24 protein-coding genes and 2 tRNA genes are annotated in these 19,202 nt (G+C 69.6%); 12 read left to right on the forward strand and 14 right to left on the reverse strand.

All coding sequences use genetic code 11. The features are described 5' to 3' along the window. Positions 1–85: 85 nt before the first annotated feature. Positions 86–1,312, reverse strand: coding sequence for a PstS family phosphate ABC transporter substrate-binding protein (locus EO776_RS10640; RefSeq protein ID WP_086215726.1), 1,227 nt, complete (start codon positions 1,310–1,312; stop codon positions 86–88). A gap of 206 nt (positions 1,313–1,518) precedes the next feature. On the opposite strand from EO776_RS10640, the gene EO776_RS10645 reads away from it, so the two are divergent. From EO776_RS10645 to EO776_RS10675, 7 genes are all read left to right on the forward strand, one after another. Beyond that, entirely contained in the window at positions 1,519–2,481 is a 963-nt protein-coding gene (locus tag EO776_RS10645; protein ID WP_094520877.1) for a halo transducer protein, read from the forward strand. 22 nt (positions 2,482–2,503) lie between these two features. After that, entirely contained in the window at positions 2,504–3,415 is a 912-nt protein-coding gene (locus EO776_RS10650; RefSeq protein WP_176450717.1) for a hypothetical protein, read from the forward strand. A gap of 31 nt (positions 3,416–3,446) precedes the next feature. Further along, positions 3,447–3,887, forward strand: a complete 441-nt coding sequence (locus tag EO776_RS10655; RefSeq protein WP_094520876.1) for a hypothetical protein — start codon at positions 3,447–3,449, stop codon at positions 3,885–3,887. A 92-nt stretch (positions 3,888–3,979) separates the two neighbouring features. Beyond that, complete coding sequence (locus tag EO776_RS10660; protein WP_094520875.1) at positions 3,980–4,669, forward strand: metallophosphoesterase family protein; 690 nt, start codon at positions 3,980–3,982, stop codon at positions 4,667–4,669. A 1-nt stretch (position 4,670) separates the two neighbouring features. Next, on the forward strand, positions 4,671–7,088 hold the full coding sequence (gene ppk1, locus EO776_RS10665) for a polyphosphate kinase 1 (RefSeq protein WP_094520874.1): 2,418 nt from the start codon (positions 4,671–4,673) through the stop codon (positions 7,086–7,088). A 51-nt stretch (positions 7,089–7,139) separates the two neighbouring features. Beyond that, entirely contained in the window at positions 7,140–7,736 is a 597-nt protein-coding gene (locus EO776_RS10670) for a mechanosensitive ion channel domain-containing protein (protein WP_094520873.1), read from the forward strand. Positions 7,737–7,927: 191 nt separating this feature from the next. After that, positions 7,928–8,278 carry a DUF4870 domain-containing protein gene (locus EO776_RS10675; RefSeq protein ID WP_049930746.1) on the forward strand — a complete coding sequence of 117 codons (351 nt, stop codon included), beginning with the start codon at positions 7,928–7,930 and terminating at the stop codon, positions 8,276–8,278. A gap of 87 nt (positions 8,279–8,365) precedes the next feature. Here EO776_RS10675 and rpsB read toward each other — a convergent pair whose 3' ends face one another. From rpsB to EO776_RS10740, 13 genes are all read right to left on the reverse strand, one after another. Further along, positions 8,366–9,160 carry a 30S ribosomal protein S2 gene (gene rpsB / locus EO776_RS10680; protein ID WP_049930745.1) on the reverse strand — a complete coding sequence of 265 codons (795 nt, stop codon included), beginning with the start codon at positions 9,158–9,160 and terminating at the stop codon, positions 8,366–8,368. A 16-nt stretch (positions 9,161–9,176) separates the two neighbouring features. Beyond that, positions 9,177–10,379, reverse strand: a complete 1,203-nt coding sequence (gene eno / locus EO776_RS10685) for a phosphopyruvate hydratase (protein WP_094520872.1) — start codon at positions 10,377–10,379, stop codon at positions 9,177–9,179. Next, positions 10,379–10,558 carry a DNA-directed RNA polymerase subunit K gene (locus tag EO776_RS10690; protein WP_049930742.1) on the reverse strand — a complete coding sequence of 60 codons (180 nt, stop codon included), beginning with the start codon at positions 10,556–10,558 and terminating at the stop codon, positions 10,379–10,381. Before EO776_RS10690 ends, eno begins: the two co-directional genes overlap by 1 nt. 2 nt (positions 10,559–10,560) lie before the next feature. Continuing rightward, positions 10,561–10,755 (reverse strand): DNA-directed RNA polymerase subunit N, encoded by a 195-nt coding sequence (locus tag EO776_RS10695; protein WP_006628058.1) that lies wholly within the window; start codon positions 10,753–10,755, stop codon positions 10,561–10,563. A gap of 12 nt (positions 10,756–10,767) precedes the next feature. Beyond that, positions 10,768–11,166 (reverse strand): 30S ribosomal protein S9, encoded by a 399-nt coding sequence (locus EO776_RS10700; RefSeq protein ID WP_004595258.1) that lies wholly within the window; start codon positions 11,164–11,166, stop codon positions 10,768–10,770. Continuing rightward, the gene (locus EO776_RS10705) at positions 11,160–11,609 is read right to left on the reverse strand and encodes a 50S ribosomal protein L13 (protein WP_008367868.1); all 450 of its coding nucleotides are present in this window, start codon (positions 11,607–11,609) and stop codon (positions 11,160–11,162) included. Before EO776_RS10705 ends, EO776_RS10700 begins: the two co-directional genes overlap by 7 nt. After that, entirely contained in the window at positions 11,606–11,959 is a 354-nt protein-coding gene (locus EO776_RS10710) for a 50S ribosomal protein L18e (protein WP_004595256.1), read from the reverse strand. The genes EO776_RS10705 and EO776_RS10710 overlap by 4 nt, the downstream gene beginning before the upstream one ends. Positions 11,960–11,998: 39 nt before the next feature. Then, positions 11,999–12,083: transfer RNA gene (locus EO776_RS10715), tRNA-Leu, on the reverse strand. Positions 12,084–12,232: 149 nt separating this feature from the next. Next, positions 12,233–12,985 (reverse strand): DNA-directed RNA polymerase subunit D, encoded by a 753-nt coding sequence (locus EO776_RS10720; protein WP_049930736.1) that lies wholly within the window; start codon positions 12,983–12,985, stop codon positions 12,233–12,235. Position 12,986: 1 nt separating this feature from the next. Then, entirely contained in the window at positions 12,987–13,376 is a 390-nt protein-coding gene (locus EO776_RS10725) for a 30S ribosomal protein S11 (RefSeq protein WP_004046448.1), read from the reverse strand. Positions 13,377–13,382: 6 nt separating this feature from the next. Continuing rightward, positions 13,383–13,910 carry a 30S ribosomal protein S4 gene (locus tag EO776_RS10730; RefSeq protein ID WP_006112313.1) on the reverse strand — a complete coding sequence of 176 codons (528 nt, stop codon included), beginning with the start codon at positions 13,908–13,910 and terminating at the stop codon, positions 13,383–13,385. Beyond that, positions 13,907–14,428 carry a 30S ribosomal protein S13 gene (locus EO776_RS10735; RefSeq protein WP_049930734.1) on the reverse strand — a complete coding sequence of 174 codons (522 nt, stop codon included), beginning with the start codon at positions 14,426–14,428 and terminating at the stop codon, positions 13,907–13,909. Before EO776_RS10735 ends, EO776_RS10730 begins: the two co-directional genes overlap by 4 nt. 55 nt (positions 14,429–14,483) lie before the next feature. Further along, positions 14,484–14,569 (reverse strand) — tRNA-Ser (locus tag EO776_RS10740). A gap of 260 nt (positions 14,570–14,829) precedes the next feature. Between EO776_RS10740 and EO776_RS10745 the strand changes: the two genes are divergently transcribed. From EO776_RS10745 to EO776_RS10765, 5 genes are all read left to right on the forward strand, one after another. Next, entirely contained in the window at positions 14,830–15,870 is a 1,041-nt protein-coding gene (locus EO776_RS10745) for a zinc-binding dehydrogenase (protein WP_086215735.1), read from the forward strand. Beyond that, a complete protein-coding gene (locus EO776_RS10750) occupies positions 15,860–16,240 on the forward strand; it encodes a hypothetical protein (protein WP_049930730.1) in 381 nt (126 codons plus the stop codon). The genes EO776_RS10745 and EO776_RS10750 overlap by 11 nt, the downstream gene beginning before the upstream one ends. Before the next feature lie 108 nt (positions 16,241–16,348). Then, complete coding sequence (gene cmk / locus EO776_RS10755) at positions 16,349–16,927, forward strand: (d)CMP kinase (RefSeq protein ID WP_086219724.1); 579 nt, start codon at positions 16,349–16,351, stop codon at positions 16,925–16,927. 19 nt (positions 16,928–16,946) lie between these two features. Next, positions 16,947–17,996 carry an RNA-guided pseudouridylation complex pseudouridine synthase subunit Cbf5 gene (locus EO776_RS10760; protein WP_094520871.1) on the forward strand — a complete coding sequence of 350 codons (1,050 nt, stop codon included), beginning with the start codon at positions 16,947–16,949 and terminating at the stop codon, positions 17,994–17,996. 23 nt (positions 17,997–18,019) lie between these two features. Continuing rightward, on the forward strand, positions 18,020–19,192 hold the full coding sequence (locus EO776_RS10765; protein WP_094520870.1) for a succinylglutamate desuccinylase/aspartoacylase family protein: 1,173 nt from the start codon (positions 18,020–18,022) through the stop codon (positions 19,190–19,192). Positions 19,193–19,202 lie beyond the last annotated feature (10 nt).

Below are 19,202 nucleotides of genomic sequence, written 5' to 3' on the forward strand. Positions count from 1 at the left end.
GCGGCCGCGGAGAGACGGGCGGTCGCGGGGGGTCAGTCGGCCGAGACGACGCTCGTCTCGGGTCGATCGACCGTCGGTCGTCGGACTACGGCGAGATGAGATCCTCCGTGGCGACGGACGAGACCTTGTCTTTCATCGACTGGAGGTCGCTCGTCGGGAGCGGGATGTAGTTGTTCCCCTCGACGAAGACGCTCTGTCCGAACTCGTTGAGGAACATATTGACGAACGCCGCCTCGCGCCGGTCGTAGCCGCCGGCTTCGGGGTTGTTCTCCTCGATGAGCGTGTACATGTGGAGGTCGCGGTTGAGCGGGTACTCGCTGTCGAAGATGGTGTTCTCCGCGTCGCGGCTGGTCTCGTACAGCGTGCCGTCGAACTCGATGGAGATCGGGATGACCGTTTCGCTGGTGAACGCGAGCGCCATGTACGCGATGGCGCCCTCGTTCTGGGAGACGGCCTGCGCGACCTGCTGGTTCTGCCCGAACCGCGTGTCGACGCCCGACATCGAGGCGTCGGCGGCGCCGAGCATGTTCAGGCGGAACGAGGTGTCCGTCCCGGAGCCCTCGGCGCGGCCGATAGCGTAGATCTCCTGATCGTAGTCGACCCCGTCGATCTCGTTCCAGTTGGTGATCTCGTTCTGGTAGATGCCGCGGATCTCCTCGCCGGTCAGCTGCGCGACGCCGGCGTCGGAGACGTCGGAGCTGACGACGACCGGCTGGCCATCGCGACCGACAACGTTGTCGACGACTGTGTTCTGGGCCTTCTCCTCGGTCCAGTCGAGCTCCGCCGTGATCGGCCCGGAGGAGTTGCCGATGTCGACGAGGCCGTCAGTGACGGCCTCACAGCCGGTCCCGGAGTGGCTCAGGCCGACCGTCGTCGGGAACGGCGGCGAAGAGCGCTGATCGGTCGGCTCGAAGCCGAACTTCGCTGCGAAGTAGTCGGCGATGAGCATGTCGTCCGCGCCGTCGGCGGAGAGCTGGTCCCAGCCGGGCACCGAGCCCTCGTCGTTCGCGCCCCAGTACTCGCCGTCGCTCGGCGGGGCGTTGGAGTTCCAGTATGAGCTCCCCGTGTTCGAGATTGGGTACACCGTCGAGGAGCCCTCGGCGTTGAGCAGCGCCGTGCTCTGCCCGGAGCCGTCGTCGCCGTCGCCACCGGAGCCGCCGGAGCCACCGTCGCCGCCGTCGCCGCCGGATCCGCCGTCGCCGCCGTCGCTGCTTCCGCTACAGCCCGCCAACCCGGCGGTTCCGAGCGCTCCGGACGTGATGAGAACTTTCCGCCGCGACACGCCGCCGTCGACCCAGTTCCGGTCTGACATCAGGCGTGGCAACGGGCAAGTCTATTAAACTGGTTTATATTTTTAATATAGTCACCTCTTGTCACGCGAAGAGCCCACAGTATCGGTGGTGAGTACAAGAGAGGGTTCTGACAGCTATATACCACCACGTACCGCTCTGTTCGCCTCTGTCCCCGAACACACCGCTCTTAGGAAGGTATACACCGTACTACGCCGAATCCGGCCGTATGAGTGAGAGCGCGCCCGCGGAGACGCCCCTCGACGAACTCGTCGAGTCTGTGGCCGACCGGACCGGCGAGGAACCGGAGTCGATCCGGACCTGGCTCGAACCCTTCACCGACGACGGGAGGGTGACGTCCGCGGCGATCGAGTCGAGCGTCACCGACGTGTCGCAGATACTCGCGACAGCGGAGACGCGGGTCGACCTCGCGACGCGGACCCACGACGAGGCGACCGCCGCCGCCGACGACGCGCCGGACCTCGAGGTCGTCACTGTCCGCCGGCGGGCGTTCGGGGACCGGCTGGACGACCTCCGTGCGGAGGTGGAGGCGCTCGGCGACGACCTCGGCGCGGCGCGGTCGGGGCTGGCCGAGCCGGTGGCGGTGTACCGCGCCGCGGTTGCCCTCCACGAGATAACCACCGAGGCGCAGGACATCGTCCGCGTCGCCCACGACCTCGAAACCGAACTGGAGGCGTTCGAGGCGTGGCTCCGCTCGGCCAACCGACGTCACGGCGCGCTCGTGGACGAGATCGACGCTGCGGAGGAGTCGGTCGCGGCCGTCGCCGAGACCGTCGCGTCGCTGCGGGAGAGCGATGACCCCGACCCGGAACGGCGGTTCGAGGCGACCCTCCAGACGCGCGTCCTCGAACTCGTCGTCGCCGACCTCCGGGCCGAGGCCGCCGACCTCCGCGCGTGGGCCGACCGCGACGGGGTCTCCTTCCCGGGCGACGTCGACGCGCGGCTCGACGACCTCGAGGCCGCAGTGGCCGACCACGCCGACGCGCTCGCCGACGGCCCGGACTGGGACGACCGATTCGACGAGCGGCTCGACACGCTCGACGCGGAACTCGACGCGGTCGAGCCGCCCGTGGCGTGGGCGCGCGTGGACGAGACGGTCGCGGCGGCGCGGTCGGCGCTGTCCGACGACGGCGCCCCCGCCGACGAGCCCGTGAGCCCGGGCCGCAAGTAACCCCGTCACCGCGAGACCACGAGTGAGAGACGCCTCCCAGCGCGCCCGCGCCGCGACCGCGGTCGCCGTCCTGCTCCTGCTCGCGGGGTGCGGCGGGTTCGTCCCGGGCGAGCCGACGCCGCCGGAAACCGCATCGCCCGGCGCCTCGCCGGCGGATTCCGCGGCGAATGCGACGCCGGACGCGGACGAGCGGCTCGGCGACGTCGCGTTCCCGGACGGGTTCACGCGGAGCGGGGTCGACGTCGCGACGGCGCGCGAGCGGTCCGTGGCGTTCCTCCGAACGGAGCCGGCGACGGGGGCCGCGGTCGAGCGCTTCCGCGCCGGCGCGTACGCCGACTACGAGTACGAGGCGGCCCGCGACCGGACTCGGTTCCGGCTCGACGTTCACAACGGGTACGTCGACATCACGCGCAGCGACGTGTACGTCGACGACGGCGTCCGGTACAGTCGGAGCGCTCGGAACAGAGACGTCTCCTTCGAGGCGTCCAACGGGTCGGTGGCGACGACCAGGTACCGCGCGGCCGATTCGATGTGGGCGGTCGCCTCCCGGATCCTCACCGTCGGCGAGTTCCGCGCGGTCGGGGTCGTCGAGGCGGACGGCGAACGGCTGATCCGGTACGCCGCGACGGGCGTCGCGGTCCGCAACGCGACCGACGTCCGGGGCTCCTTGACCGTCGACCGGAACGGCGTCGTCCGGGAGGCCAGGCTCGCGTACGTCCGGGGGGGCGAGTCCAAGCGGTTCGAGTACGCGGTCGCGCCCCGCTCCGTCGGTACCGAGGTCGCGCCGCCGGCCTGGCTCCCAGCGGCGAGCGCGGAGCTCGCCGCCGAGGAAGCGGCCGACACGGAGGCGATGATGAAGTCGGGGGCGGACGCGCGACTCTCAACGCCGCGGTCGCGATTCGACGAGGCGGGGCCGCGAGCGGCGAATCGTTAGTTTGACTTATTTCACAGGAAACGCGGAGACGATGCCCTCCACGACACGTCGCGCGTTCGTCACCGGAACCTCTGCTGCCCTCGCCGCCGTCGCCGGGTGTTCGGGCGTCGACTCCGCGTCGACCCCCGCTCACTGGGTGAGCGTCTACCTCGGGGAGCGCGATGAGACCCACGAGGTGATCGTCGCGGTCGACGACGGCGACGGAGCGCGGCTGTTCGAGAAGCAGTACCGCCTCTCCGACGAGAACGAGGCCAACGAGCACGCGACGTTCCCGGGATCGGCCGAGCCGGAGACCGTCGTCGTGACCGTCGACGGGACCCGGTTCGAGCGGGACTGGCCGGGGTTCGAGCGGCGGGAGCTCCCCTGTGACGACCCCAACGAGAGCGGCGTCGAACTCTGGATCGAGAACGACGGCGACGGCGATCCGACGCTGCGGCTGGAGGCGGGCTGTCGGCGCGTCGCGCCCGACTGACGGCGCTCGCCGGAGCGCGACGCGCCGGGATATATATCGGTATATACCGCTCTTAGCGGCGTTTATCAGTCGACTCCCCGTACGGAGACGCAATGGGTCGCTTCCACCCGGACGTCGAACCGCACCACCTCGACATCGACCTCGACGAGTACGACCGCGCGTACGTCGTCGGCGACGTGCACGGCTGTCCGGAGCCGCTGGACCGCCTGCTGTCGAGGCTCGAGGTGACCGACGACGACCTCGTGGCCTTCGTCGGCGATCTGGTCCGCAAGGGGCCGGACAGCGCGTCGGTCGTCGAGCGCGTGCGGAACGCGGACAACATGTTCTCGGTCCGGGGGAACAACGAGGAGAAGCTGCTGCGCGGCGAGAAGTCGCTGGCGTCGCTGTCCGGCGACGACCTCGCGTGGATCGAGTCGCTGCCGGTCGCGATCACGGTCGGCGAGAACCTGATCGTCCACGGCGGGGTCGACCCGCGGAAACCGCTCGCCGAGCACATGATCGACGACCTCCAGAACACCCGCTCGCTCGCCCCGGGCGGCAGCTACGATCCGCCGTACTGGTACGAGGAGTACGCCGGGCCGCCGCGAGTGTTCTTCGGCCACACCGTGCTCGACGAGCCGGTCCGCTCGGAGTGGGCGGTCGGACTCGACACCGGCTGCGTCTACGGCGGGGCGCTCACCGCGTACGACCTCCGCGCCGAGACGGTCACGGCGGTCCCCGCGCTCCGCGACGGCGTCGGGCGGAGCGACGCCAAGATCGTCGACGTGGCCGAGTTGAGCTGAGATGAGCGGTCCGGAGCGCACGGCCGATGAAGACGACGACGCCGAGCGCGAGACGCCGCCCGACGGGGGCGTGGACGGCGAGCGGGAGGCCGATGCGGGCGACGGCGACCCCGAAACCGGGTCGGACGGGGCGGACGCCAAACCCGAGCCCGCTCCCGACGAGGACGACGCCGTCGTCCTCTCGCCCGAGACGTGGCAGACGGCCGTGCCGCCGCAGACCCCGCCGATCGCGGCCGACCCGCCGCCGGCCGGCGAGCCGTTCGACGACGACCGGTGGTACCTCAACCGCGAGTTCTCGGAGCTCTCCTTCCAGTGGCGCGTCCTCCACGAGGCGACCGACGACCGCCAGCCGCCGCTCGAGCGGCTCCGGTTCCTCTCGATCCTGACGCAGAACCTCGACGAGTTCTTCATGAAGCGGATCGGCGGCCTCAAACAGCAGATCGACGCCGGGACGACGGAGCCGACCGTCGACGGCGCGACGCCGCGCGAGCAGTGGACCGACGCGCTCTCGATGGCGGCGGACCTGTTCGAGGCGCAGTCGCAGTGCTACCACGAGGCGGTGAAGCCGGCCCTCGCCGAGGCCGGCGTGGAGGTGCTCGGGTACGACGACCTGAGCCCCGAGGAGGTCGACCACCTCAGAGACCGGTTCGAGTCGTCGGTGCTGCCCACGCTCACGCCGCTCACCTTCGACCCGGCGCACCCGTTCCCGTTCCTCTCGAACCTCTCTTTATCGCTCGCGGTCCGCACCCGCAAGCCGGACGGGACGGTCCGCTTCTCGCGGATCAAGGTCCCAGAGAACCTCCCGCGGCTGGTCCCGGCCGGGCCGGATCACCCCGCGGACGGCGAGACGCGGGCCGTCCCGGTCGAGCGCGTCATCGCCGCCAACCTCGATCTGGTGTTCCCGGACGTGGAAATCGTCGACCACTCGACGTTCCGCGTGACGCGCAACGCCGAGGTCAGGCGCAACGAGGACGTTGCGGAGGGGCTGATAGAGCGGATCGAGGACGTGCTCCGCGAGCGGCGCTTCGCGACGCTGGTCCGCATCGAGATCGACGAGGACACCCCGCCCGCGGTCCGCGACCTCCTCGTCGAGCACCTCGACGTCGACGACCGGGAGGTGTTCGAACGGCGCGCCCCGCTGGCGCTCTCCGACTTCGAGGGCCTCTTCGACCTCGACGCGCCCGAGTTAAAACGTCCGGCGTGGACGCCCCAACAGCACCCGCGGTTCGTCGGCCTCGACCCGAAACAGCCGGAGGAGCTGTTCGAGTCGATCCGCGGGCGGGACGCGCTCGTCCACCACCCGTACCACTCCTTCACCGACACCGTCCAAACGTTCCTCGACGCCGCGGCGCACGACCCGGACACGCTCGCGATCAAGGCCGCGATATACCGGACCGCGCCCGACTCGCGGGTGCTCGGGAGCCTCATCGACGCCGCGAAGAACGGCAAGCAAGTCGCGGTGATGGTCGAACTCAAGGCGCGGTTCGACGAGGAGAACAACCTCCGGTGGGTGAAGCGGCTAGAGGAGGAAGGGATCCACGTCGCGTACGGCACCGTCGACCTCAAGACCCACAGCAAGGTCGCGCTCGCGGTGCGCGAGGAGGGCGACGACGTCCGGCTCTACTCGCACGTCGCGACGGGCAACTACCACTCGGGGACCGCGAAGGGGTACGTCGACCTCGGGCTGTTCACCGCCGACCACGACGTCGGCCAGGACCTCGTCCGGCTGTTCAACTCCTTCACCGGCCACTCGCGCAACCGGAGTTACCGGAAGCTGCTCGTCGCCCCCGAGACGCTGCGCGAGCGGCTCTACGAACTGATCGACCGCGAGCGCGACCACGCCCTCGCCGGGCGCGGGGGGCGCATCGTCGCGAAGATGAACGCCCTGGAGGACCCGGGCGTCGTCGAGCGCCTGTACGAGGCGGCCGAGGCCGGCGCGGAGATCGACCTGATCGTGCGCGGGATCTGCCGGCTCCGCCCGGGGGTCGACGGCGCCACGGAGACCGTTCGGGTCCACAGCGTCGTCGGGCGGTTCCTCGAACACTCGCGCATCTTCCGGTTCGGCAACGCAGGGGATCCGGAGTACTACATCGGGTCGGCCGACTGGATGACGCGGAACTTGGACCGGCGCGTCGAGGCCGTCGCGCCGGTCGAGGACCCGGCGCTCCGGGAGACGCTCGACGGGGTGCTCTCGACGATGCTCGACGACAACCGGCGCCGCTGGGAGATGCGGGCCGACGGGAGCTACGTCCAGGCGCGCCCCGGGCCGGACGAGGAGTCGCGGGACACCCACGAGGTCCTCATGCGCCGCGCGCGGAAGCGCGCCCCGGACGAGCGGTCGGGGCGCGAGACGGAACCGCGCCGCGATCCGAGCGTCGACCTCGACGGCGTGTTCACCTCCGAGACGGACGCCAACTGACGCGGTCGGGTCGCCCCTACCTTTTCCACCCCTGGCCGTGTGCGGTTCGGCATGACGCAGATCCCGTCGCTCGTCTCCCGGTCGCTCTCGAACTTCGTCGAGGGGCTCGTCGTCGCGGTACCGCGGCTGCTCTCGGGGCTGATCTTCCTCGCGCTGGCGTACCTGACGGTCAGGGTCGTCCTCTCCGTCGTCCGCGGCTCGATCGAGCGACTGTACGTCGGCGACCGCGAGCTGGTCGGCGACCTCATCGGCACGCTCGTCGCCGTCTTCCTCTGGTTCGGCGTCGCGCTCACGTTCCTGAAGGTCGTCGGCATGGGCGACATCGCGGCGAGCCTCGGCACCGCCGTCGGCTTCATCGCCCTCGGGGTCTCCTACGCGCTCTCCGAGATGATCGAGGACACGGTGGCGGGCGTCTACCTCCTGCGGGACCCGGACTTCAACGTCGGCTACCGCGTCGAGTCGAAGGGCGTGACGGGAACGGTCGCCGCCATCGAACTCCGGAAGACGCGGATCGACACCGACGGCGGCGACCGGATCGTGATGGCGAACCGAGAGATAGAGCCGCGGTGGACCCACGACGTGCCCGAGGAGACGACGGGCGGGGCGGTCGACGAACCGACCGACAGCGAGCCGTCGACGACCGACTAAGCGGGGGACCGGCCGACGCCCGACTGAGAGGGGGACCGGCCGACGCCCGACTGAGCGGGGGACCGACCGACGACCGATCGGTCGCAGTCGGCGACGGGCGCCGGCTTGAGCGTGGCTGTCGACTGCCGCCTCCGTGTATTCCGGTCGGTCTCCGAAAATTTATCAATCTGCTCCGAAACCGCCATCCCGCTATGTCAACCACAGCAACTGAGACCGGCGACGGGACCGTCGACGGGGACACGACGCTAGCGGCGCTGTCGCACGCCTCGTCGCTCTTCGCGTCGTTCCTCGGCCCGATTCTCTTCCTGATCCTCGCGGACGACAACGACGAACTCGTCGAGCGGAACGCGAAGAACTCGCTGAACTTCCAGATCGTCGTCTTCGCCGCGCTCATGATTGCCGCCGTCCTGAGCTTCGTGTTCATCGGCCTCCTGCTGTTCCCGATTATCGGCGTCGTCGACCTAGTCTTGGTCCTCGTGGCAACGGTGAAGGCCAACGACGGGCGGGTCTATTCGTACCCGTTCACGCCCGATATCGTCTGAGCGCGTCGCGCCGCGGATCGATTCGCCGACGGCTCTCCGAGCGGTGAACGGACGAAACAAGAAGCGTCGAAGAAAAACGCGGCCGGCTTAGAGCTCGTCCTCGAAGTCTTCGAGGGCGAACACCGTGTCGGCGCCGCGGCGGTCGAGCGTCTCGTTGGCGAGGAGCCAGTAGACGACCGACAGCGCGCGCCGACCCTTGTTGTTCGTCGGGATGACGAGGTCGACGTTCGACAGCTGGTTGTTGGAGTCGCACATCGCGATCACCGGGATACCGACGGTGATGGCCTCTTTGACGGCCTGCGCGTCGCCGATGGGGTCGGTGACCACGACCACGTCCGGCTCGATGTAGCCGGCGTAGTCGGGGTTCGTCAGCGTGCCCGGAATGAAGCGACCGGTGCGGGCGCGGGCGCCGATGGCGTCCGCGAACTTCTCGGCCGGGAACCGACCGTACTGCCGCGAGGATGTGACGAGGATCTGCTCGGGGTTGTAGTTCGCGAGGAAGTCCGCGGCCGTGCGGATCCGCTGGTCGGTCAGGCTCACGTCGAGGACGTACAGCCCGTCGTCGCGGACGCGGTGGATGAACCGCTCCATGTCCTTCGTCTTCTGCTGGGTCCCGATGTGGACACCCGCGGAGAGGTAGTCCTCGACGGGGATCAGCAGGTCGACGTCGTCGTCGGGCATGACGTCGTCGTCGAACGGGGAGGCCTCCTCCTCGTCCGCTTCGTCGTCGCCCGCGGCGGTCTCGCTCTCGGCGTCGGCGGCCGTCTCGGCCGCGTCGGCGGTCGGTTCCTCGGTCGTGTCGGCCTCCTCCTCGACCGCCGCGTCGACCGCCTCGGTCTCCGCGTCGTCGTCGAGTTCGACCGCGTCGTTGTCTTCGCTCATGCGTGGTGTGGGCCCGTCATACCGCGTCGTCCGCGATGCGGACCAGTTCGTTCAGCTTGGCGGTTCGCTCGCCGCCGACCGTCCCGGTCTTGATGTAACCGGCGTCGGTCGCCACGGCGAGGTGTGCGATGGTGGTGTCCTCGGTCTCGCCCGAACGGTGAGAGATGACTATCTCGTACCCGTTGCGGGCGGCGAGCTCGACGGCGTCGAACGCGTCCGACAGCGTCCCGATCTGGTTCGGCTTGATGAGGATGCTGTTGGCCGCGCCGGCGTCGATGCCGTCCTGGAGCCGCTCGACGTTGGTGACGAACAGGTCGTCCCCGCAGATCAGCGTCCGGTCGCCGACCCGGTCGGTCAACTCCGCGAACGCCTCGTAGTCGTTCTCGTCGAGCGGGTCCTCGACGTACGCGAGGTCGTACTCGTCGACGAGGCCAGCGACATACTCGATCTGCTCGTCGGCCGACTTCGTCTCGTCGCCGTAGACGTACGCCTCGACCTCGTCGTCGTACAGTTCGGCCGCGGCCATGTCGAGACCGAAGCGGATCTCGAAGCCCACGTCTTCCTCGACGCGGTCGACCGCCTCGTCGACGACCTCGAACGCGTCGGCGTCCGAGATGGGGGGCGCCCACGCGCCCTCGTCGCCCTTCGCCGCGGGCACGCCGCGCTCGTCTAACACGTCCGCGACCGCCGCGTGGACCGCGGCGTTCGCGAAGACGGCCTCCGAGACGCTCGGCGCGCCGACGGGCGCCGCGAGAAACTCCTGAATGTGGGTCGCTTCCTTGGCGTGCTCTCCGCCGCCGACGACGTTGCCAAGCGGGATCGGGAAGTTCTCGCCGCGGAACGCCCCGCCGAGGTGCTGGTACAGCGGTGCGCCGAGCACGTCGGCGGCGGCCTTCGCGGCCGCCATCGAGATGGCGACCGCGCTGTTGGCGCCGATGGCGGAGAAGTCGTCCGTCCCGTCGGCGGCGCGGAGTGCGCTGTCGACCGCGCGCTGGTCGCCGGCGTAGACGCCCTCGAGGCGCGGGACCGCGTGTTCGCGGGCCTTCGCGATGGATTCGCTCGCCGGCAGTTCGATCGCTTCGTACTCCCCGGTCGAGGCCCCGCTAGGCGCCGCCCCACGGCCGAAGCCGCCGGACTCGGTGAGCACGTCGGCCTCGACCGTCGGGTTTCCGCGCGAGTCGAGCACGCGACGCAACGAGACGCTGGTAATTCGGGTCATTAGTTGGATTCCCTCCGCACGGTGAACGGGAGCGCGCCCGCGTCGTACTCCTCCGCGGCGACGAGTATCGGCTCCGTCTGGTCCGTGTCGATCAGCACGGGCGCCCCGTAGGACACCTGTAGCGCTCGCGCGCCGAGGATGCGTGCCTTCTCGTATCGATTGTATCGCTGTCCTGACATGGTTACTGGTACGGCGAGACGACGTCCACGAGGTCGCGGTGGCTCACCAGCATGCGCCGGCAGCAGTGCCGGTCGACCCCGAGGTCGTCGAGCACCTCGCCGGGGTCTTCGTCGCCCTCGCGAGCCCGCTCTTTGAACTCTTCCCAGTGTTCACCCACGACGTTGCCGCACGTGAAACACCGGACGGGGATCATCATGACTGGATCACCTCAGCGGTAGGACTTCTGGTAGCGAGCGCGCGCGCCGGGTCCGCCCCACTTCTTGGGTTCGGACTGGCGCACGTCGTTGACCAGCAGGGTGCGGTCGAAGTTCATGTACGCGTCGCGCAGCTCGGCGTCGCCGAGGTGCTGGACGAGGCCGCGGGCGATGGCGGTCCGCGTCGCGTCCGCCTGCCCGCTGAAGCCGCCGCCCTCGACGTCGATGTCGATGTCGACGCCGTCGCGGAGCTCCTCGCCCGCGATGCGGAACGGCTCCAGCATCTTGAGCCGCGCCTGCTCCGGTTCGACCAGCTCGACTGGCTGGGAGTTGATGCGAACGCGACCCTCGCCCTCGCGCACGGTGGCGCGGGCGACGGCCGTCTTCTTCTTGCCTGAGGTGTTCGTTACCATGTGACGTTGGCTCCCAGAGACTCGGAGATCTCCCCGAGCGTGGTGAATTTGATGTTCGAGAGGCGGTCGAGCGAGGTGCCGTCGAGGACGACGCTCTCGACGTCCTCGTCGCGCTCGTAGGGGTTCCCGACGTACACGCGCACGTTCGAGAACGCCTCGCGGCCGTCCTCCGACTTGTACGGCAGCATGCCGCGGATGGCGCGCTTGAAGATTCGGTCGGGGCGCTTGGGGTAGTACGGCCCGCTGTCCGAGCCGAGCTCCGCGCGCTTGTGGTACGTCTCCATCGTCGCCTCCTCGTTGCCGGTGATGACGGCGCGCTCGGCGTTGACGACGGCGACGGTCTCCCCGGCGAGGACGCGCTGGGCGACCTCCGAGGAGACGCGACCGAGGATACAGTCGCGGGCGTCGACGACGACGTCCGCGTCGATCTTCGCGAGACTCATCGGATCACCCGCACGTTGCTTCCTTCGGGGTTCTGTTCGACGTACTGTTCCAGCGTCACCGCTTCGCCGGCCTGGTCGATCTTCGTCCGGGCGGTTCCGGAGAAGTCGACGGCGGCGACGGTAACGTTCGTTTCGAGCACACCGCTGCCCAGCACCTTGCCGGGGACGACGACCGTCTCGTCTTCCTGCGCGTATCGTTCGATACGGCCCAGGTTGACCTCAGCGTGCGTGCGCCGTGGCTTCTCCAGTCGGTCGGCGACGTCCTGCCACACGTTGGCACCGGAGTCACGCGAGACCGACTTCAGATCGGCGATGAGGTTCTGTAGTTTCGGATTCGTCTTGCTACTCATAGCTGTCCCTCCTGAACGGAGAGTTCGTGGAAAACGGAGTGCAGGGAGCAGGATTTGAACCTGCGGACCTCTACAGGACAGCGCCCTGAACGCTGCGCCGTTGGCCTGACTTGGCTATCCCTGCGTACACTCCACCGTATTCCGGCTCCCTTCAAACCACTTTCGGTCCCGGCGTCCCCGCGGTCGGCCGCGCGCGCTCCGTCGGTCGGAGCGGCGCCGCGGCTGCCGGCGAGGGCGACGGTCAGGGGGGTGGTTCGAAGGGCCGTCATTTCCTTATACTGCGACTTTCGTCTGTAGTTCGTCCGCGCGCTCCTCGATGGAGTCGATCGCGCGGAGCAACAGTTCCTCGACGTCGAACGAGCCGTCCGTCTCGATGTGGAAGACGAACGCGCCCGGCACGTCCTCGACCGCGACCTCTTTGCCGGGGAACCGTTCCGAGAGGTCGTTGTCGAACTCGTCCGTGAGCTCGATCTCCCCGTCCGGCGTCTCGATGACGCCGCGGAGGATGTTCGGCTCGTCGTCGTCGAACTCGCCGCGGTCGCCCTCGACCGAGACGCGCTGGAGGTGGCGGTAGCCGACGGAGACGCCGCCCTGGTGTTTGGCGTGCTCCTTGCCGGTGTCGAGGACCGCGTCGGCCTCGAACTCCAACCGCTGTCCCTCCTTCAGCTCGATGATCGGAACGTTCTCGTCGGCGACCTCGACGAGCGGGTCGCTGCTCTCGATGTCGCCGGAGTACGCCGTCGCCGGACCTTCGACGTCGAGCGCGAGGGTGACCTCGTCGCCGATATCGAAGTCGTCGAGCGGCGTCGTCAGGGGCACGAGCCCCAGCCGCAGGCCGATCATCTCGTCGAACATGACCGAGGAGTTCTCGACGAACCGGACGGTGTCGATCGAGAACGTCGGGACGTCGGCGATCATCGCGCGGCGGATGCCGTTGGCGAACGCCGGCGTGAGCCCGCGGATCAGCACCCGCGCGCTGCGTTCGTCCCGTTCGACGTACTGGACGTCGAATTCGTCTTCGGTCATGTCAGACTCGCTTGTTCTTCGGCGCCTTCGTCCCGTCGTGCGGGATCGGCGTGACGTCCTCGATGCGCCCGATCTCGACGCCCGCCCGCGAGAGCGCGCGGATCGTCGCCTGCGCACCGGGACCGGTGGACTTGTTGAGGTTGCCGCCGGGACCGCGCACGCGAACGTGCACGCCCTCCAGCCCGGCGTCCTTGACGCGCTCGGCGACGACCTCCGCCATCTGCATGGCGGCGTACGGCGACGCCTCGTCGCGGTTCTGCTTCACCACGGTGCCGCCGGACGACTTGGCGATCGTCTCGGCGCCCGTCTCGTCGGTGACCGTGATGAGCGTGTTGTTGAACGACGCGTACACGTGGGCGATGCCCCACTTTCCGTCCTCGGATTCACTCATGGTTGGTTACTCCTGTGACTCCGCGCGCTCGGGGTGGAGATCGTCCGCGAGCGGGCTCGTCTCGTCGAAGGCGATGGCGCCCTCGTCGTCGACGTCCACCTTCACCGACGGGCGCGTGACGCGGGCGCCGTTGACGGTGATGTGGCCGTGGACGATGAACTGGCGGGCCTGCTGGGTCGAGGAGGCGAAGCCCTGTCGGTAGACGACCGTCTGGAGGCGACGCTCCAGCAGGTCGGTCACGTCGAGCGACAGGACCGTCGAGATGTCGTCGTTGTCGCCGAGGATGCCGATCCGGCGGAGCCGCGTAACGAACTCCGCGCCGGCGTCCTGTGCGGCGTCGACGTCACCCTGCGCCTCGCCGAGCAGCCGTCGGGCCTCTCGGCGCATGTTGCGCAGCTCGGACTGGGCGCGCCAGAACTCCTCTTTGTTCTTCAGACCGTACCGCGAGAGGAGGTCGGACTCCTCGGCGATGCGCTCGCCCTGATACGGGTGGTTCGGCGTCTCGTAGCCCTTGGTGTTCTTTCCGGTGCTCATTCGTCGTCACCGCCCTCGTCGTCTTCCATCTCCTCGCGGATCTCCTCGACGTTGACCCCGATGGTCCCCTCCGAGCGACCCGTGGACTTGGTGCGCTGGCCGCGGACCTTCTGCCCGCGCTTGTGGCGCACGCCCTTGTACGATTCGATGATCTTCATCCGGTTGATGTCGTGGCGCCGCTTCTCGTTGACGTCCGTGCCGACGAGGTGCGTCGTCTCTCCGGTGAAGAAGTCGTTCTGTCGGTTCGTCATCCACGACGGGACGTGGTCTTCGAGGTTCTCGGCGATGTCGACCACCGCGTCGATATCCTCCTCGTCGAGGAGCCCGAACGTGGCGTTTCGGTCCACGTCGGCCTTCTCGGCGACCAGCCGCGCCGTGCGCGTGCCGATGCCGTCGAGTTCGGACAGGCTTCGCTCGACCGTCTTCGTCCCGTCGAGGTCCGCGCCCCCGATCCGAACGAAGTACTGGAGGTCTTCCTCCTCCTCCGGCGAGTCGTCCTGTGGTTCTTCCGTGCTCATGTGTTGGTTGTGGTGAGCCCTACCGGCGCGATCCGGCGGTACTCGTCCGTTCGAGCGTTGCGGCGGGGATTCGAACCCCGGAGGCAGTGACGCCACAGAGTTAGCAACCCTGCGCCTTGGGCCAGGCTTGGCTACCGCAACCCGCGTTGTATCATCGCCCTCTCGGACTCGGGGCCCGACGCCCCTACAGTTCGTGCGTTCGTATGCTCCCGCTTTCGGTACTTAAACATCACGAAACGGTCGGGTCGCTGTGGGCGACTCGCACGGTGGCTGCGAGCGTCGTCCCGCGGGCCGCGCCGGTTCGATGGTCGCGTCAGTCCGGTGGCCGCGCCGGTTCGATGGTCGCGTCGCTCGTTTCCGTGAGGCGTACTGTTTAGTGGGTCCCGCGGGAGGGTCCGAATATGAAGGCCGTTCAGTTCGCCGACCACGGCGACCGCGACGTGATCGAGTACGGCGAGTTCCCCGAGCCCGACCCCGACCGCGGCGAGGTGCTCGTCGACGTCAAGGCGGGGGCGTTGAACCACCTCGACGTCTGGACTCGCCGCGGAATGCCCGGCATCGACGTGGAGATGCCGCACATCCCGGGGAGCGACGCCGCGGGCGTCGTGGAGGCCGTCGGTGAGGGCGTGACGCGCTTCGAGCCTGGGGACCACGTCGCCGTGAGCGCCGGCGTCTCCTGCGGCAACTGCGAGTTCTGCCGGAACGGCGAGGAGTCGCTGTGCGTCTCCTTCCACATCATCGGCGAACACGTCCGCGGCGTCCACGCCGAGAAGGCGTCGGTCCCGGCCGAGAACCTCGTCCCGGTCCCCGACGGCGTCGACTGGGAGGTCGCCGGCTCCGCGTCGCTCGTGTTCCAGACCGCGTGGCGGATGCTCCAGACGCGCGCGGACATCGAGGCGGGCGAGAAGGTGCTCGTCTTGGGCGCCTCCGGCGGCGTCGGCCACGCCGCGGTCCAGATCGCCGACCACGCGGGCTGTGAGGTGTTCGCGACCGCCTCCACCGAGGAGAAGCTCGCGCACGCCGAGGACTGCGGCGCCGACCACGTCATCGACTACGAGGCGAACGACTTCGCGGACGAGATCGCGGCGCTCACCGGCAAACGAGGCGTCGACGTCGTCGTCGACCACGTCGGCGAGGCGACCTACCCGAACTCGCTGAAGTCGATGGCGAAGGGCGGCCGGCTCGTCACCTGCGGCGCGACCACCGGCCCGAACCCGGGCGCGGGGCTCAACCGAATCTTCTGGAACCAGCTCTCCGTCATCGGCTCGACGATGGCGACGCCGGGCGAGGTCGACGATGTCCTGGAACTGGTCTGGGACGGGACCTTCGAGCCCCGCGTCCGGGAGGTCCTCCCGATGAGCGAGGCCGCGCGCGCACACGAGATGATCGAGAACCGTGAGGGCTTTGGCAAAGTGGTGGTTAGACCCGACAGTGAGCTCTGAGACCGACGCGGCCGACGGCGACGCGGCCGATCGCGACGCGGCCGCGGGTGCCGACGGCACTACCGACGGCGGCTATGTCCACGCCCCGGAGGGCGAGAGCGGCGGCGCCGACGGTACGGGGCCGTCGGAGTCGGCCGGTCGGGAGCCGGCGGCCGACGGCTTCGGCCGCGAGGGGTGGGCGCTGACGGCGGCGCTTTTCGTCTGCGCTATCGTCATCCCCGGGATCATCTACGCGTATCCGTACGCGGCCGGGTGGTTCGGGCTCCCCTTTTTCGCCACGTACCTCGTGCTGCCGCTTGTCCCCGCGCTCCTGCTCGGCCTCGTCGCCGTCTGGTCGATGACGGCCGCGACGGCCGACCCCGAGGCGTGAGCGAGCCGGGTCGGTGACGGCGAGCGAGTCCTCGACACGGGCGCCGACGGGCGCGCGCTCCCGCAGCCGAACGACAACCGTTTTGAACGACACCCGCGCAGTGGTGATATGTTGATCACCGTCTCCGGCCCGCCTGGAAGCGGGAAGAGCACCAACGCCGTCCAGCTGGCGGACGCGCTCGGTCTCGGGCACGTCTCCGGCGGCGACATCTTCCGCGAGATGGCGGCCGAACGCGACATGACGCCGGTCGAGTTCAACGAGTTCGCCGAGGAGGACCCGCAGATCGACCGCGACCTCGACCGCCGGCTCCGCGAGATCGCCGTCGAGCGCGACGACGTGGTCCTCGAATCGCGGCTCGCCGGGTGGCTCGCGGCCGACCACGCCGACTTCCGGTTCTGGTTCGACGCGCCGCTGTCGGTCCGCGCGGAGCGGATCGCGGAGCGCGAGGCGAAGCCGACCGACCGCGCGCGAACGGAGACGGAGCGCCGCGAGGCCTCCGAGCGCAAGCGGTACCGGGAGTACTACAACATCGACATCGAAGACCTCTCGATCTACGACGCCGCGTACAACACCGCCCGCTGGGGGCCCGAGCGCTTCCTCAACGTCCTCGTCGCGACCGTCGAAGCGTACGACCCCGACGACGACGAGGGGAAAGCGCCCGTCGACGGCGTCGTGTACGACTTCTGAACCCGCGACTGACCTCCGCATGACAGACCCTTCCGACGCCGACCCCGACCCGCTCAGAGCGCCTCCCGGAGAGCGGTCGGTGCCGGAGCTGCTCCGGTTCGGCGTCGTCAACCTCGACAAGCCCGCCGGGCCCTCCTCGCACCAAGTGTCGGCGTGGGTGCGGGACGCCATAGACGAGACGCTCGCGACGCTCGACCCCGAGGGGCCGCCGACCCGCGGCGTCGCTCACTCGGGGACCCTCGATCCGAAGGTCACTGGCTGTCTCCCCACGCTGACCGGCGACGCGACGCGCATGGCGCAGGTGTTCCTCGAAGGGGCAAAGGAGTACGTCGCGGTGCTGGAGCTCCACGGGTCACCCCCGTCGGACTTCCGGGAAGTCGTCGCCGAGTTCGAGGGCGAGATCTACCAGAAGCCGCCGCGGAAGAGCGCCGTGAGCCGTCGGCTCCGCACGCGGACGGTCCACGAGTTGGACCTGCTGGAGGTCGCCGACCGCCGAGCGCTCCTCCGGATCCGCTGCGAGTCGGGGACGTACGTCCGGAAGCTGTGTCACGACATCGGACTCGCGACGGGGGGCGGCGCGCACATGGGACACCTCCGGCGCAGCGCCACGGACCCGTTCGACGACCGCGACCTCCGCACGCTTCAGGACCTCGTGGACGCGCTCGCGTGGGCCGGGGACGGCGACGACGCGCTCCTCCGCGAGGTGGTCCGCCCGGCGGAGGACGCCCTCGCCCACCTCCCCGCGGTGACGGTCGCCCGGTCGGCCGCCCGCAGCGTCGCGACCGGGGCTCCCGTGTACGCGCCCGGCGTGATCGACGTCGACGACGCGGCGATCCCGGCGGCGGTCCGCGACGACGCGTCGACCGATAGCGACGCGCCGACCGACACGGATGGCGACGCGCCGACCGACACGGATGGCGACGCGCCGACTGACCGCGACACGGACCCGGACCCGCCGCTCGCCGCGTGCTTCACGCCGGACGGCACCGCGGTCTGCCTCGGGCGCATCGTCGGCGACCCGGACGCCGAGAACGGGACGGTCGTCGCCTTGGAGCGCGTTCTTTTATAAATTCGCCGCCCCCAGATGCGGACATGGACGAGCCGGACGCAGACGGAGGCGGAGTGGTAGCCGTCGGGAGCGCGAGCGCCGAGCCCGGAACGCTCGACCGCGGGTGGCTCACCGTCGGGGACCTGCCGACCGGCGGCACGGAACGGCTCCCGGTCGCGGTCGCGAACGGCGCCGCCGACGGGCCGACGCTGTGGCTCACCGGCGGCGTCCACGGCGACGAGGCGACGGGCGTCGCGGTCGTCCAGGACGCGGTCGCGACCTTCGGCGACCGCCTCGCCGACCTCGCCGGCGTTGTCGTCGTCGTGCCCGTCGTCTCCCCGGCCGGCCTGCGCCGGAACGCGCGAGAGACGTACTACGCCGACGAGGACCCGAACCGGCACTTCCCGGACGCCGACGCGGAGTCGGCCCGCCCGCCGAAGCTCCAAGAGCGGATCGACGCCCGGCTGTACGCCGCGATCACCGGCGAGTCGTCGGACGAGGGGAACGAGTTCTCAGTCGACGCGGTCGGCACCGACGCGACCGCGGACGCACTGATCGACTGTCACACCGCGGGCGTCGGTAGCGAGCCGTTCGCCATCCGCGACCGCGTGCTGTACGGTGACCGACGGAATGAGGCCGAGGCGGCCGCGCTCTCTGAGGACCTCGGCCGACTCGTCGAGGCGTTCGGGCTTCCGGTGGTCCGGGAGTATCCCACCGCAGAGTACGTCGAAGAGAACCTCCAGCGATCGACCGCGGGCGCCGTACTCAACGAGGCGGGGATCCCGGCGTTCACGGCGGAGCTCGGCGCCCACAGCGTCGTCGACGACGCGCTCCTCGACGCTGGCGTCGCGGGCGTCGTCGGCGTCGCGGTCGAACTCGGGCTCCTCGACGAAGTACCCGAGTCGGCTAGCGAGCCCGGGGTCGGCGTGGCCCCGGCCCCTGTCGAGTTTCCCGTGCGGCGCTTCCGCGGGCCGACGACCGATATCTCCGGACTCGTCCGGCACCGGGTGGCGGCCGGGGACGCGTTCGACGAGGGAGATGTCCTCGCGAGCGTGGTCGACGCCGCGGGCGCGGAGCGCGGGACGGTCGAGGCGGACCGCGACGGGTACGTCCTCGGTCGCGCCGAGGGGCTGGCCGTCTACGAGGGCGACGCGATCGGGAGCCTCGCGGTGCGGGACGCGGGCGACCTCGTGGTCCCGCGGGACGGCGACGACTGAAGCGAAGTCC

The organism is Halorubrum ezzemoulense (assembly GCF_004126515.1).
GTDB lineage: Archaea > Halobacteriota > Halobacteria > Halobacteriales > Haloferacaceae > Halorubrum > Halorubrum ezzemoulense.